We start from the raw sequence: 15745 nt of genomic DNA, 5'->3' as shown, positions 1-15745 counted from the left end.
TCAAGTGTATTTTTTATCCCTTTGCTTATGCTTATCTTAGTCATTTTGTCAAGTTCATACTATACCAAATTAGATGAGCTTACCCTGCATTAATGGCATTTTTACCCGATAAAGTTAGGTTTTCTACTCCTGTGGGTAAGGTAGTGGTAGTGGAAGAACTCAGGGTATCAGTAATAGTTGTAATTACACTACTAGCTGTTCCTAAATTAGCATTAGTAGGATTATTAAGGGTGAGTAAAAAGGTTTCGTTTGCTTCATGAACGGAATTATTAATGATGGGAATACTAATGGTTTTACTGGTTTCCCCTGGGTTAAATGTTAATGTTCCACTGGTGCTGGTGTAGTCTGAACCTGCTTTTGCTTGGATATCAGATGTGGCATATTCAACGGTGATAGTTTGGGTACTTGTGTCATCTAAAGTGACGGTATAAACAACATTTTGGGGGTTGGTTCTACCTTCTACTACTGTTTGTTTTTTGCTGAGGTTGATATTTACAGATGGCGTATTTTCTCCATCGTCAATAGTAACAAGTTGATCGGAAAATTGTAATTTCTGAATATTATATAAAGTATCTATACCATCACGATTACTAACTGTATCTGTGATAGTAAATACTCCATTATTGTTGGTAATTTGATATTGGGAAAAAGTACCAGAATAAACAGCAGTATCATTTCCTAAACCACCATAGAGAGTATCATTACCAACTCCACCTGTTAATATATCATCACCCTGTTCACCAAATAATCGGTCATTTCCACCACTACCTTGTAGAGAATCGTTACCCAAACCACCAAATAAATCATCACTGGCATTTGTACCAGTAATGCTATCATTATTAGCAGCAACATTGAAGAGAAAATCACTAGCTTGTAATTGAGTTTTACTAATACCATTGATTTTTGTGCTATAGCCATAGATGGGATTAGTTGAGTTGAAATAACGAACTTGAATTATCGCATTACCAGCATTATCATTATTTGTGAGCAGTGAGATAGTATCAAAGTCACTAATACCAAGAGTTCTCAGATCAATTTTATCTTGTCCTAAGATGAAATCAGCGACTATATCTTCATTTATTGTCAGTGTACTAGAACCTTGGAAATACTCTACAACAAAGCTATCAGAATCTTCTCCACCATAAAGGGTATCATTACCAAACCCACCCAATAATTGATCATTTCCTTGTTCACCAAATAATCGGTCATCACCATTTTGACCTTGTATGGTGTCGTTACCCAAACCACCAAATAAATCATCGCTGGCATTAGAACCAGTGATACTATCATTATTAGCAGCGACATTGAAGAGAAAATCACTAGCTTGTAATTGAGTTTTACTAATACCATTGATTTTTGTACTATAGCCATAGATGGTATTAGTTGAGTTGAAATAACGAGCTTTGATGACAGCATTGCCAGCATTATCATCACTGGTAAGGAGTGTGATAGTATTAATGTCACTAATGCCCAGAGTTCTCAAATCAATTTTATCTTGTCCCTGGATAAAATCAGCGACTATATCTTCATTTATTGTCAGTGTACTAGAACCTTGGAAATATTCTACAACAAAGCTATCAGACCCATCTCCACCATACAGGGTATCATTACCGAACCCACCGAATAATTGGTCATTTCCTTGTTCACCAAATAATCGGTCATCACCATTTTGACCTTGTATGGTGTCATTACCGAAGCCACCAAATAAGTCATCACTGGCATTTGTACCAGTAATAGTATCATTAGTAGAGGTGGTATAGAAGTTAAAATCACTGGCTTGTAATTGATTTTTACTAATACCATTGATCTTCATTCTATAGCCATAATTACTATTGGTTGAGTTGTAATAACGAACAGCAATTACAGCGTTTCCTGCATTATCATCATTGGTGAGTAGTGAAATGGTATTAAAGTCAGCGATACCAATACTACTCAAATCTATTTTGTCTTGTCCTTTTACAAAATCTGTAACTATATCTTCGTTGAGTGTGAGGGTACTAGAAGCTTGGAAGTATTCAAGAACAAATTGATCATTACCCGTTCCTCCTGTTAAGGTGTCATTTCCCAAACCCCCAAATAATTGATCATTTCCACCTTGTCCAGAGAGTGAATCATTACCAGCTAAACCATACAATTCATCATTTCCAGAACCTCCTGTTAGAGTATCATTACTGTTAGTTCCGGTAAAGGTTAATTGTTCTACTAAAATGGTTTGCCCATTGAGGGTAATATAGGCCGTATCATCTTCTGCTTTCAAATTTTGCAAGGTTGCATCATCTAAAATGTCACCCTGGACTAACTCAGAAAATATTGCCCCTTCATCTCCTGGTGCATCTAAAGTATTAATTTGAGCATCTACAAAATGCCCAATTTCCTCTAACAGAACTGCACTAATAGCTTCTGCTAGTGTGGTAGTTGCTAAGAGGCTATCTGATAAATAAATCTTATTAGTACTGGTGGCGTAAGCACCGTTAGCAGTTCCCAGGATGCTGCTGTCAAGAATTTTTATTTGCGGAATTTGGCTAAAATCACCAGTTTGCCACTGTAAACGCAGAATTTCGGCTGTACTACGGTTGTATTGCGTGCCAAAGGCAGTATCTAAAATCTGCCAAAAATTGTCTGAATTCGCAAAAGCTGTTAATTGAATGTAAGTGAGAGTCAAAGCTTCGTTTGGTAAGAGGTTCATAAAATAAGACTTGTACGCAGGACATTAGACATCTTCAAAAATTAGGTTGCAGATTCCGCAAATTTACCTAAGAAAAAATAATTATGCCCAAAAGTGCTGTGTTTGTAACGTATCTAGCTATAACCGTACAAACCAATCCAAAAAGTACTATGTCTTCTTCTAGTCCTTTTCTATTTGATTAGGACTTACGCAAGATTAAACTCAAAACCTGATTCTTGCGTAGGGGTAATTCATGAATTACCCCTACTTCCGTTCTATTTTGCGTAAGTCCTGTTGATATAACTACAAACATAATATTGCTGTCTAGATGATTGAGTTTTTGGCTCTTCCGTACATCCTATGCTAAATCTAGTTCAGGAAAAGCATAAAACTCTTGCCATATAAACAATACAGGTTTTATTTATTAACATTTTAGAGTTTTTTCGTGGATTTTAGTTTTTTGCCTTATTTTTTAACGAAATTTTGATGTTTAATTAATAGTTTGGCATAACAAGTACCGAAGAGTCGAGTTTTTTGACCTTATAACCATGCAAGAGGAAAAACGAAGAAAACTCCATCAATTCTTGTGGTGCGTAAATATTTAGCACGTTTTAATTGCTGAATTATAAGCCTTAACTAACAAGTCAATTCCAGTAATTGCGCCACCAACTACAACAGCGTTAGCACCTAAATTTAAAGCTTTTTTTGCCATTTCTGGTGAAGAAATGCCGCCTTCACAAATTATAAAAGCATCTATATTTTCTACTATTTGTGTGAGTAATTCCCAGCCAGGAGGAGAAAAATTTTTGGTTTCCGCAGTGTAACCAAAAAGAGTAGTTCCGACAACATCAGCACCAGCATCAACAGCTAATTTTGCTGCTGCAAATGTATCTACATCTGCCATAACTGGTTTACCTAATTCTTGATGAATACGTTTAATAATATCAATTAATTTTTCATCACCAGGGCGATTTCTAGTAGTTGCATCTATCGCAATAATATCTGCACCTGCTTCTGAAACGGCAACAGCATGATGAAACTGTGGTGTGATGTAAACATCTGAACCTGTTATTATTTGTTTCCAAAGTCCAATTATTGGTACTTGTACTTTTTCTCTGACAGATTTGATATGATTTGGCGTATCAATTCTCACACCGATAGCACCATTATTAACTGCGGCTTGTGCTATTGCGGCTATGATATAAGCATCATGTAATGGTGAATCTGTAGGTGCTTGACAGGAAACAATTAAGCTTTTATTGAGGGTTGCAATTAAATTATTCATTAGTTATTTGATATTAAGTTTGGATAATTTGACTAATTACCAATTACCAAGCCAAATAGTGGAAGAACCCCACCTCCAACCCCCTCACAGGTGTAGGTTTTTTACATTGTCGTGAGGGCAAGATGCTCATCCCACAAGATTGGATCATCTTTTTTGTGGAGTTCTCTAATGGTATTAATTGGCATTTGCATGGGCTGGTATCCAGACAGTGAAAATTGAACCTATACCTACAGTAGATTCTACTTCAATTCGACCACGATGGAGTTCTACAATTTGTTTAGTTAGAGCTAAACCAACGCCTGTACCTTCGTAGTGACGACGATAGGGTGTATCAAGTTGTTGAAATTTTTCAAATATTAGTGGTAATTTTTCTTCTGGGATGCCGATACCAGTATCTTCTACTTGAAAGATGGCTGTGTTTTCTTCTACCCACAGACGCAAGGTGACGCTACCGCCTTCTGGGGTGAATTTGATGGCATTAGTTAATAGATTCCAGAGAATTTGTTCTATTCTACTAGAGTCGGCTGTAAAGCGATCGCGCAAAGGGTTTATTTGCAAGTCTAATTTCAGATTAATTTTTTCGCTAGTAGCCTTTTCTTGCAGGGATTCTAGGGTATTTTGCGCTGTCTTTACCAAAGAAAATTCAGCAATATTTAATACGGTTTTACCAGCCTCAATTTGTGATAAATCGAGGATGTCATTAATCATTTCCAATAAATGTTCACCACTATCATGAATGGTTTGTAAATAATTCCGTTGTCGTTGACTCAATTCACCCAAAGGCCAGCGCAACAGTGTAGAAGACATCCCAATCACATAGGTTAACGGCGTAAGTAGTTCATGGCTGATTGTCGCTAGAAATTCGCTTCTGAGACGACTTGCAGCTTCAGCGGCTAGTAATGCCTCCCGTAGTGCCATTGTGCGTTCAATTACTCGTTGTTCTAGAGTTTGCTTTTCCTTGGTGAGACATCGCATTAACTCTGTTTGATGAATAGCGATCGCTAATTGTTCTGCAATTGATGTTAGCAATTTTTTTTCGCTTTGAGTCCACTCATGGGGAGCATGACATTGATGAGCAATCAACAGTCCCCAGAGTTTCTCTTCAAACATAATCGGAGCTACAAATTTCGCCCGAATTTGACTTCTGTTGAGAAATTTCAACAAACACTCTTCTAGAACATAAGTCTTTTCTACATCATCAACGGCTAAGGTAAATCCTTGGCGATACTTTTCCCAACATTGAGAATTTTGCTTTATACAACTTTCTTCCTGATAATTCAATAATGAAGAAATAGTATTTTCTCCCAGGGCTTCATGAACAACAGAACCCTGATAATATTGACTGTTTTCTTGTAAAGATTGAGAGCTAAGTGAATCTTGAACATTCAATAATGTTTGTTGATTATTAACTTTAGTAGATTCAAATTTATAAATTACTAATCTGTCTAATTCCAGAAATTCACGTACTTGTGTAATTACCGTTGTCATAATTACTTGTAAATCTAGGCTTTTACGAATTTGCGTTGTTACCTGATTTAACAGCCGTTCCTGGGCAATTTGTTTTGTGAGAGCATCTTCTACTGCCTGACAAATATAATGTTGAGTACCATTTGCTGGTGCTGTTGCTTCTAAATTTTGCTGCTCAACAAGATAGTCTAATAACAATAGCGTGAATTTACTTTGAAGTGTGGCATTATTAGGAACAATTATTTGCTGATAACCTTCGAGTTTTTGATATGTATAAGAATCACATTCCAGCAAATTTCTTAATTTCGAGACAAATGAAGTTATTACTTCGGAATTAAATGTCAAACTAGCATTTAGTATTGAGTTAACTCCTGGTTTTTCAGATCCTCTACTTCCCTGATCTATATCCTCTATGTTACCCACCAACAGCGCACTAAATTCCTCAGAAACCAGCAGCGTAAACCGTTGTTCTTGCCATTCCACTGGTATGCAAATTCGCACCAGCACAGCTTCTGTTAGTATCAAGGCAGTACTTTCTACAGATTGAACCATCTGCTGCAATAATTCCCCAAGCCGATTAAATAAACTCAAAGGCAAGGTGCGAGAAAAGCTCAAATCGGGAGAACTAAGCATTTTCAAAAATCTAGTGAGATGGGCTAATGGGTAATGGGCAAAGGTAATTTAAAATCCTGTTCCCTAGTTTTTTGATTATTTACTAACCAACATTTTAAAGCGGTAAAACAGGATTATGCATCGTATAAGTGCCACATCAGGTGGATGGAATCAGTCAGAAGGTTTAATTTTTCTAGAACAAACTCCGGCTCCTTTAGTGTTGATTACTGCGGCTGATACCGACATTCAAACCCTAGCCGCAGCAGTGACAAAATTACCTGCACAATTTCCAGCCTTCAGAGTCGCCAGCCTCTTGCAATTACAGCAACAAATAAGTATAGATACTTATGGTGAACAAGTATTAGAACTTGCTCAAGTAATTGTTTTGCGTCTATTAGGAGGGCGTTCCTATTGGGCTTATGGCTTAGAAGTGGTGCAGGAGATTGCACAACGTCAAGGTACAACTTTAATTGTAATGCCAGGAGACGACGCTCTTGATCCCGATTTACTTTCTCACTCTACCGTTTCCTGGGATATTGTTAACCAAATATGGCAGTATTTTAAAGAAGGTGGTGTAGAAAACTTTGTTAATGCCCTCCAATTTATTGCTGATACGTCTCTTTCCACAGCCTTTAATCCCCCACCACCGCAGTCTGTTCCTCGTGTGGGAATGTATGAGTGGGGAGGCAGGGGGGCAGGGAGCAGGGGAGCAGGGGAAGCAGGGGAAGATTTTTCCCAATCACCAATTACCCATTACCAATTACCCATTACCAATTACCCATTACCCAAAGTTGGTATTTTGTTTTACCGCGCTCATTATTTGGCGGGAAATACTAAGGTTATTGATGCTTTATGTGCGGCTTTGGTAAAGAAAAATTTACAACCTATACCAGTTTTTGTTTCTTCTTTACGTGAACCTGGTGTGAGTGAACAGTTAAAAGAGCTTTTCCAGCCAAAAGATTCTGAGCATATTGACCTGTTACTGAATACTACCAGTTTTTCTCTCGCACGGTTGGAAACAGAAACGCCACAAATTGAACTTTGGGAAAAATTAGATGTACCCGTTTTACAGGTAATTCTTTGTGCTAGTTCAGTTGAACAATGGGAGTCACAGTTACAAGGTTTGACTCCTCGTGATATTGCTATGAATGTGGCATTACCAGAGGTTGACGGTAGAATTATTAGTCGGGCTGTTTCTTTTAAAACTCTGCAAACTCGCAATAATGATTTAGAAACAGATGTGGTAGTTTATGAACCAAAGAGCGATCGCATTGATTTTGTCGCTCAACTAGCCGCAAATTGGGTGAAACTCCGCACTAAAACCCCCCAAGAACGCCGCATAGCTCTAATTTTGGCAAATTACCCCAACACTAATGGTCGTCTCGCTAATGGCGTAGGACTGGACACTCCCGCTAGTTGTGTGGAAATTCTCAAAGCTTTACAGTTGGCTGGTTATGAAGTTGAAAATATCCCCGATACTGGAGATGAATTAATTCAACTTCTCACATCTGGCGTTACCAATGATCCAGAAGGAAGAGATTGGAAACCTGTACAGCAAAGTCTTTCAGCCGAAGAATATCAAGAGTATTTTGCAACTTTACCCGAATCTGTACAACAAGAAATGACTGCACGTTGGGGAGAACCAATTTTCGATTCAATCCAAAATCCAAAATCCAAAATCCAAAATTGGGCAATTCCCGGTATTCAATTTGGCAATGTATTTGTAGGCATTCAGCCTTCACGGGGTTATGATCTTGACCCTAGTTTGAATTATCATGCACCGGATTTAGAACCAACTCACGCTTATTTAGCGTTTTATTATTGGGTAAGAGAAAATTTTGGTGCTGATGCGATCGCTCATGTCGGCAAACATGGAAACTTAGAGTGGCTACCTGGTAAAAGTATTGCCTTATCTAATACTTGTTATCCTGAAATTGCATTTGGGGCCATGCCTCACCTGTACCCGTTTATTGTCAATGATCCTGGTGAAGGTTCCCAAGCCAAACGACGCGCCCAAGCAGTCATTATTGACCATCTGACACCACCAATGACTCGCGCTGAACTATATGGCCCTTTACAACAAGTAGAAAATTTAATAGATGAATATTACGAAGCCGAAAGTTTAGATCCTACCCGTTTACCAACAATACGCGATCGCATTCAAGAACTAGTCATCAAAGAAAATCTCTACAAAGACCTAGGAATTACCGACGAAAAAGACATCGCCAACTTTGAAACCCTAATCTTAAACTCCCTAGATGGCTACTTGTGCGAACTCAAAGAAGCCCAAATCCGCGACGGCTTACACATTTTTGGTCAATGTCCCCAGGGTACACAACTGCGAGACTTAATAGTAGCGATCGCTCGTCTCCCCAACCGCCATTCTATCGGCATTACCCGCGCCATAGCCCAAGAATGGGGCTTAGACATAGACCCCCTCACCGACCACTTCAGCACGTCCTTTACCCCACCCACAACCCACTTTGCGCCTTTGCGCCTTTGCGTGAGACTTAATTCTTCCCACATCATCGGCGACGTAGTAGAACTCCTAGAAGAAGAAGCTGCCTTTCTAGTTGAAGAAATTATTGCAGTTGAGGAGTCAGGAGTCAGGAGTCAGGAGTCAGGAGAAGGAAGAAAGAATAAAATTACCAATTACCAATTACCAATTACCCAAACCCTTGACTGGATAAAATTCAAACTCCTCCCCGCACTACAAAAAACCAACGAAGAAATCACCAACTTCTTACGCGGACTAGATGGAAAATATATTCCCAGTGCAGCTTCTGGCGCACCCACACGCGGCAGGCCAGAAGTCCTCCCCACAGGTAAAAACTTTTACGCCGTTGACATTCGCGCCATACCCACAGAAACCGCCTGGGATATCGGCAGAAAAGCCGCTGAAACCCTCATTGAAACCTACACCCAAGAACATGGTGAATATCCCAAAACCCTTGGTCTATCATTATGGGGAACTGCCACCATGCGGACTGGAGGTGATGATATGGCTGAAGCGTTGGCTTTACTCGGAGTTCAACCTGTTTGGGATGGTGCAGCTAGGAGAGTAGTAGATTTTGAAATATTACCTCTATCAATTTTGGGTCGTCCTCGTGTAGATGTGACCTTAAGGATTTCGGGATTTTTCCGCGATGCTTTCCCCAATTTAATAGATTTATTTTCCCAAGCAGTTGCCGCAGTCGCTACATTAGATGAACCAGCCGCAGAAAACCCTCTAGCCGTTGCAGTTCGTGAAGATACGGACTTATGGACTACAGAAGGTTTAAGTTTAGAAACAGCACAAGAGCGATCGCTCTACCGTGTCTTTGGATCTAAACCAGGTGCTTACGGTGCAGGACTTCAAGGCTTAATTGCATCCCAAAACTGGCAAAATGATCAAGACTTAGCCCGCGCTTACATGAACTGGAGTTCTTACGCTTATTCTTCTAGTCAGGGAACAGAAAATAACACTGTCACCTGTCACCTGTCACCTGTCACCTCTACCGCAGCTTTTGAGCAACGCTTGAAGCAAATGCAAATTGTGTTGCACAATCAAGATAACCGTGAACACGATTTACTCGATTCCGATGATTATTATCAATTTCAGGGTGGTTTAACAGCAGCGGTGCGTTCTCTTCAAGGTAAAAATCCCGAAACCTATTTTGGTGATAATTCTATTCCCAGCCAGCCAAAAGTCCGCCAACTCAAAACAGAAATTGCGCGAGTCTATCGTTCTCGTGTCGTTAATCCCAAATGGATTGCAGGAGTGATGCGTCACGGCTATAAAGGTGCATTTGAAATGGCCGCGACAGTAGATTTTTTATTCGCCTACGATGCTACAGCCCAATGTGTCGAAGATTATATGTATCAGGGTGTTGTGCAGGCATACTTAGAAGATCCTATTGTCTGTGAATTCATTCAAAACAAAAACCCGTGGGCGTTGCGTGATATTTCCGAAAGACTACTAGAAGCCCATCAGCGCGGTTTATGGCAGGATGCAAATATACAGACTTTAGATAATTTACGAAATTTAGTACATCAAGCAGAAGCAGCTATCGAAGAAAAATAACTAGTGTAGGAAACATATATTATGGAAAATCTTGCGTATTTACACTTGGCTTTTGCTTACGAAGATAGGGAATCTATGGAACTAGTTCCTTTTGTATTCAACAAAGCCGCAGCACCAAACTGGAAAAGGCTTTCTGGTAAGGCTTGGAAGTATATGCTTCCCCTCGTGTTAATGCTTTCTATCCTCAGTTCTGTCAGCAGCGTCTTCGCATTACAAAAAGGTGATCAAGATGGTTCTGTGAGGGATCTAAAACAACAGTTGACAACAGCAGATTTTCACCAAACTAAAATCACACAAATATATGCAGTTCCCACAGAAAATACTGAGTGGCAGTTTCAAAATGCTGCTAATGTCACAGTCGATGACATCATCGAACTTGACAATTCACAAAACGTAGAAAGTGAGAAAAAATTACCTGCAAGTAACTCAGTCACTACGGCAACGGCAACTACTACCAAAATCCCTATTATTTATTCGGTAACTCCTAAACGCCAAAATCCTAACTTACTCACCAAAGGAGATGAAGGTGAAGATGTCAGAATTTTGCAAGAACGCTTGCGAATCGCTGGCTTTTATTATGGGAATGCTACTGGCATATTTGGGCCAATTACCGAAGAAGGTGTAAAAAGATTTCAACAGGCTTATAAATTAAAGGTTGACGGTGTTGTTGGTGCAGCCACACTTGCCAAATTAACACCCATTGATACAGCTGATGGTGAAGCAACTTCCAAGAAGGCAGTTAATCGAGATCAACTCAGTTTAGGCGATCGCGGTGAAGCTGTCAGAATTCTCCAAGAACATCTCATCAAAGCTGGATATTTACAGGGTCCAGCCAATGGCTACTATGGTTCATACACAGCAGATGCTATCAGTCGCTTTCAGAAAGCCCATCGTCTCGACATGAACAGCATTGCTGACACCACTACCCGCATGAAGTTACATAGCTTGGCCAAAACTTCACCCAAGAGTGATTTTAGTATCCTAGAAATTCAAATGCGACTCCAAGAACGAGGTTTCTATAAAGGTCAACTCAACGGCATGATGGCAGATGACACCAAAAAAGCAATCAAGCGAGCGCAAGAATTTTACGGTATCAGTTTCAGGGATATCAAAAGCGGAGGCTTTTAAACCATCCGCTGAGATTTTGTAGCCAGATTCCCTCACCAATTGATACCATCTGCTCACAGTAAGTTATTGTAGGGTAAATTTGAGTATCTTACCTTGTATCCTACCCAAGTGTTAAAGCGGCATTAGCGCCCTTTGACACTTGGGACAGACAGCATGAATTGTCAGTTGACAGTCAAGGAGGTGAAAACCTTCTTTTTGGGCTGTTTTAGCGCCAATTTTCAAAATTGATTCGTTCTTGAACTCAATCGTAGTGTTGCACTTCACACAAATTAGGTGATGGTGGTGATGGGGATAAGGTTGGTTAAGTTCATAATGTTTATGTCCTTCACCCAATTCTAGTTCCCGCAAAATGCCCATTCTCGCCATCAACTTCAAAGTCCGATAGATAGTTGATAGGCTGATGCCTTCACCGTCAGTTTCTAACCGATGATAAAGATCCTCAGCGCTTAAATGTTCACCTTGCGGAAGTTCTTGAAAAATGTGTAGAATTATTTCACGCTGGGGAGTTAAACGCCAGCCTCGGTCGTTTAGTTCTGCCTTGAGTGAACCAGTTGTGTAGACAGTCATACTAAATTTTCTCAACAAAGCCCGTTAATTGAGAATATAACAAATTTTTGCCCTGATTTGCAACAACCATATCTTATTGAGAATATTTGGTAATTGGGCAAAGAGTACTGAGTAGCGAGTACCGAGTATTCCCTATTCCCTTTACTAAGTTAAAGACTCCAAATAGTCTCTGATCAGATTACGGCGCTTGGGTTGACGGAGTTTTTGCAAAGCTTTGGATTCAATTTGTCTTACTCGTTCCCGTGATAAATCAAGAGCGCGGCCAATTTCGGCTAATGAGTAAGCATGACCATCTGATAAACCAAACCGCATCAGAATTACATCACGCTCACGGCTAGTTAAATCGTCGAGAAGGTTATGCAAATCTTTTTGTAAAGATTCTCGCATTAACATTTCTTCTGGGGTGACGCTATCAGTTTCTAGCAATTCCCCTAATTCTGTATCTTTATCCTTACCTACCTTGGTTTCCAAAGAAACAGAACGAGGTACTCTTAACAACACTTCCCTCACTTGGGTAGGTGTCATATCTAATTCAATTGCGAGGTCTTCTAGGGTGGGAGTACGACCTTTTTCTTGGGCAATTTTACGTTGTGCCTTTTTAATTTTGTTGAGTTTTTCTGTAATATGTACAGGGAGGCGAATTGTGCGACTAGAGGTGGCGATCGCTCTGGTAATTCCCTGACGAATCCACCAATACGCATAAGTACTAAAGCGATAACCCTTTGTGGGGTCAAATTTCTCCACGGCTCGCTCTAAGCCGAGAGTCCCTTCTTGGACTAAATCTAACAATTCCAAACCACGATTTTGATATTTTTTCGCTACAGAAACCACTAAGCGAAGATTCGCTTTAATCATGTGTTCTTTAGCTTGTAGTCCTTGTGACTGAATTTTTTCTAGTTCTATCACTGTCAATTCGGCAATTTCCGCCCAGCGACGTTTACCTTCTGACAAAGTAGGCTTGAGATTCGATAATTCAATACCCGCCGTAGTAGCCCATCTTTCCAACGACGGACGATGTCCTAATTCAGAGGATAAACGCTCTTGAACTTCAATTAATCGCTGATAAGGTACAATCACCTCGTCACCTTGCTTGGCGGCGTTAGCCAGTACTATTCGCAACCGCAAATATCGCTGTACTTTTTGAGCTTCGGAAACTTCTTCATCTCTTCCTAACAATCGCACCCGACCAATTTCTTGTAGGTATAGACGTACTAAGTCTGTACTACGTCGGTTGTTGTTAGCGGCTAAATTATGAGGATCAACCGCAGCTATTTCCAAATCTTGTAAATCCTCTACCGACAAATCGCTGTCATTAAGGTTTAGATCAGAGTCTAATGTTGGTCTAGATTTTTGGGAATCGTAGGCTGCATCTGTATAAAAGGATGTTGCTGGCATAAAGTCTTAATTACTCCAGGTAAAAATAAATTACGGTCAGCTAAAATTACGGTCAGCTAATCAACTGTTGCTATTGTTCCCGTAATTCACGATGAACTAACAAAATTGAGATTTATAGTACAATTCTTTGCAAAAAGTTGTACGAGTGCAAAAAAGTAGAAAGCGGAAGGCAGAAAGCAGGAGGGAATAAAGCAAGTTTTATCAGCTTTTTGACCTTTTTTAACTGGATAGTTATTTTCGCCATGCCGCACTAGTTAATATGGCATTTTTTAGGAACATTAACCGTTATTTTTATAACAGGGTATAAAGATATTCCTAGTAATTTTGCTGTTTATAAACTACATAGTTATATTTACATGACTATGGTGGTAATTTCCTGACGATTTAATAATTTTTTTAGTGATTATTTGGTAATTAGTTGCGGTGAATTACGAAATAATGCTGATAGCACCGTGTGGCACAAGCCATAACTTATTGGTTATACTCTGGCTTGATGTCCCTTAACATTAGTTCATCTAGTGCCTGTTCAGGTGTAACCTCAGTCTCCAGTAACCGATAAACTTGCTCAGTAATAGGGATAGTAATATGTTGTTGCTGGGATATTTGCATCAAAACTCGACAAGTGTTCACTCCTTCAGCCGTTCCTGGTAAATTGGTGAGAATTTCTGTCAGCGTTTTACCATTAGCCAACTGATAACCCACTTGGTAATTGCGACTTAAGGGGCTGTTGCAGGTTGCTAACAAATCCCCTAGACCTGCTAAACCGTAAAATGTTTCCGTCTTTGCACCAAAGACTTTACCAATGCGAACCATTTCTGTCAAGCCGCGAGTGACTAAAGCTGCTTTGGCATTAGTTCCTAAATGTAAACCATCACAGACACCGGCTGCGATCGCTATTACGTTTTTGAGTGTACCACCCAATTCAACACCCACCGGGTCAGGATTGGTATAAACACGAAAACGATTAGAAGAAAATACCAGCTGCACCATTTCAGCAGCAGCAGTATTTTTGCTGGCTACTACCGTTGCAGCTGGTAATTCTTGTTCAATTTCTTTTGATAAATTAGGCCCCGATAAAACCACTACTGCATGATCAGGAAATTCTGCTTGCCAAATTTGCGACGGTGTAAGAGTAGTTTGCGGATCTAAACCTTTTGTCGCTGTGACAAAAATTGTCTGTGGAGATAAAGGGCAAGATTTTACTACAGAAGCTACATCTCTCACCCCTTTCATGGAAATAGCAGACAGGACTATATCAGCATCTTGTAAAACCGCTGCCAATGTTTGCGAACCCTGACGCGACCACAACTGCACCCGATGACCGTTTGCCCGTGCCAGATTTGCCAGGGCTGTACCCCAAGCACCAGCACCCAGAATAACAACAGATTTTGGAATTGGTGATTGGTGTTGGCGGTAGCCTGCCGTTAGGCATATGGTCATTGGTAATTGGTGATTGGTCATTGGTCATTGGTCATTGGTAAAGAAACTTCTTCCCTTGCCTCCTATCGTGGGTAGCGTTTCATTAATTCCCTAACTTGTTCTGCATGATATGAGCTTCTTGTCAATGGAGAAGAAACAATTTGAAGAAAACCTAGTTCTTCTCCATAAGCTTTCCACGCTGCAAATTGTTCTGGGGGGATAAAATCAGCTACTTGCAAGTGTTTTTGACTGGGTTGGAGGTATTGCCCAATTGTCAAAATATCACAATCCACGGCTCGTAAATCTTGCATAACTTGGCGAACTTCTGCATCAGTTTCACCTAAGCCCACCATAATGCCGGATTTGGTGTATGTGCTGGGAGAAATTTGGCGCGATCGTTGTAATAATTCCATCGTCCGCTCATAATTACCTTGGGGACGTACTCGACGATACAAGCGTGATATCGTTTCTGTATTATGGTTTAAAACCTCTGGCGCAGCTTGAAGAATGATTTCCAGCGCCTTCCAATTACCGCATAAATCAGGAATTAGTACCTCAATTGTTGTTTTAGGTGATATGGCACGAACAGCGTTAATACACTGTATAAATTGAGATGCACCACCATCTGATAAATCATCTCGATTCACAGAAGTGATGACTACATGATTAAGCTGCATTCGTCGAACAGCTTCTGCTAGTCGTGCAGGTTCAGTCGGATCTAGAGGTTGAGGTTTTTTTTCAAAATCAATATCACAATAAGGACAAGCCCTGGTGCAAGCTGGCCCCATAATCAAAAATGTGGCAGTACCAGCATTAAAACACTCGCCAATATTGGGACAGGACGCTTCTTCACAAACCGTATTGAGCGATAAATCCCGCAAAATTTCTTTAACGTTACCAACGCGCTCCCACTGAGGCGCTTTTACCCGCAACCAGTCTGGTTTTACAGTCACAATCCACTTTTACCACTGAAGTTATACAAATATAATGGTAGCAAGCAAAGACCAGGGTGTGAAAAAGAGGCTTTTGTGCAGAGGGAAATGACTCCTGACTCCTGCGGTGAAGGGGAGCGCAACATGGGTATTCGACCCCATTGCCCCCTGATAAGTTAATCTATGTTTAAAATCTAAAAATAATGTTAAAG

At 40.1% G+C, this 15745-nt stretch carries 9 protein-coding genes; 2 read left to right on the top strand and 7 right to left on the bottom strand.

Going from position 1 to position 15745, the window contains the following annotated elements; all coding sequences use genetic code 11:
- Nucleotides 1–79: 79 nt before the first annotated feature.
- The 3 genes from AC012T_RS14930 to AC012T_RS14920 all read right to left on the bottom strand — a co-directional run bounded on the left by AC012T_RS14930 (nt 80) and on the right by AC012T_RS14920 (nt 6050).
- Nucleotides 80–2686: a M10 family metallopeptidase C-terminal domain-containing protein gene (locus AC012T_RS14930; protein WP_487059487.1), complete on the bottom strand. Its 2607-nt coding sequence runs from the start codon at nt 2684–2686 to the stop codon at nt 80–82.
- Between the two features lie 580 nt (nt 2687–3266).
- The gene (locus AC012T_RS14925) at nt 3267–3950 is read right to left on the bottom strand and encodes an N-acetylmannosamine-6-phosphate 2-epimerase (protein ID WP_487059485.1); all 684 of its coding nucleotides are present in this window, start codon (nt 3948–3950) and stop codon (nt 3267–3269) included.
- Nucleotides 3951–4124: 174 nt separating this feature from the next.
- Nucleotides 4125–6050: a GAF domain-containing sensor histidine kinase gene (locus AC012T_RS14920; protein ID WP_487059483.1), complete on the bottom strand. Its 1926-nt coding sequence runs from the start codon at nt 6048–6050 to the stop codon at nt 4125–4127.
- Nucleotides 6051–6165: 115 nt separating this feature from the next.
- Between AC012T_RS14920 and cobN the strand changes: the two genes are divergently transcribed.
- Both cobN and AC012T_RS14910 read left to right on the top strand, forming a co-directional pair.
- Complete coding sequence (cobN, locus tag AC012T_RS14915; RefSeq protein WP_487059481.1) at nt 6166–10092, top strand: cobaltochelatase subunit CobN; 3927 nt, start codon at nt 6166–6168, stop codon at nt 10090–10092.
- A 21-nt stretch (nt 10093–10113) separates the two neighbouring features.
- Nucleotides 10114–11220 (top strand): peptidoglycan-binding domain-containing protein, encoded by a 1107-nt coding sequence (locus AC012T_RS14910; RefSeq protein ID WP_487059480.1) that lies wholly within the window; start codon nt 10114–10116, stop codon nt 11218–11220.
- A 111-nt stretch (nt 11221–11331) separates the two neighbouring features.
- Here the strand turns inward: AC012T_RS14910 and AC012T_RS14905 are convergent, their stop codons facing one another.
- The 4 genes from AC012T_RS14905 to lipA form a co-directional block, all read right to left on the bottom strand.
- Nucleotides 11332–11787, bottom strand: coding sequence for a Fur family transcriptional regulator (locus AC012T_RS14905; protein WP_015214948.1), 456 nt, complete (start codon nt 11785–11787; stop codon nt 11332–11334).
- A 144-nt stretch (nt 11788–11931) separates the two neighbouring features.
- Nucleotides 11932–13182 (bottom strand): RNA polymerase sigma factor SigC, encoded by a 1251-nt coding sequence (sigC, locus tag AC012T_RS14900; RefSeq protein WP_487059478.1) that lies wholly within the window; start codon nt 13180–13182, stop codon nt 11932–11934.
- 471 nt (nt 13183–13653) lie between these two features.
- The gene (locus AC012T_RS14895; protein ID WP_487066603.1) at nt 13654–14622 is read right to left on the bottom strand and encodes an NAD(P)H-dependent glycerol-3-phosphate dehydrogenase; all 969 of its coding nucleotides are present in this window, start codon (nt 14620–14622) and stop codon (nt 13654–13656) included.
- 62 nt (nt 14623–14684) lie between these two features.
- A complete protein-coding gene (lipA, locus tag AC012T_RS14890) occupies nt 14685–15554 on the bottom strand; it encodes a lipoyl synthase (protein ID WP_487059477.1) in 870 nt (289 codons plus the stop codon).
- Nucleotides 15555–15745: the final 191 nt, after the last annotated feature.

The organism is Anabaena sp. EIM26 (genome assembly GCF_057568715.1).
The sequence above is the reverse complement of the archived record's forward strand: the minus strand, read 5'-3'. Positions and strand labels throughout refer to the sequence as shown.

Excerpts from the sequence above, each read along its gene's own strand:
- cobN (WP_487059481.1), top strand. The coding sequence starts at position 6,166 with ATGCATCGTATAAGTGCCACATCAGGTGGATGGAATCAGTCAGAAGGT.
- AC012T_RS14905 (WP_015214948.1), bottom strand. The coding sequence starts at position 11,787 with ATGACTGTCTACACAACTGGTTCACTCAAGGCAGAACTAAACGACCGA.
- AC012T_RS14910 (WP_487059480.1), top strand. The coding sequence starts at position 10,114 with ATGGAAAATCTTGCGTATTTACACTTGGCTTTTGCTTACGAAGATAGG.
- AC012T_RS14895 (WP_487066603.1), bottom strand. The coding sequence starts at position 14,622 with ATGACCATATGCCTAACGGCAGGCTACCGCCAACACCAATCACCAATT.
- AC012T_RS14930 (WP_487059487.1), bottom strand. The coding sequence starts at position 2,686 with ATGAACCTCTTACCAAACGAAGCTTTGACTCTCACTTACATTCAATTA.
- AC012T_RS14920 (WP_487059483.1), bottom strand. The coding sequence starts at position 6,050 with ATGCTTAGTTCTCCCGATTTGAGCTTTTCTCGCACCTTGCCTTTGAGT.
- AC012T_RS14925 (WP_487059485.1), bottom strand. The coding sequence starts at position 3,950 with ATGAATAATTTAATTGCAACCCTCAATAAAAGCTTAATTGTTTCCTGT.
- sigC (WP_487059478.1), bottom strand. The coding sequence starts at position 13,182 with ATGCCAGCAACATCCTTTTATACAGATGCAGCCTACGATTCCCAAAAA.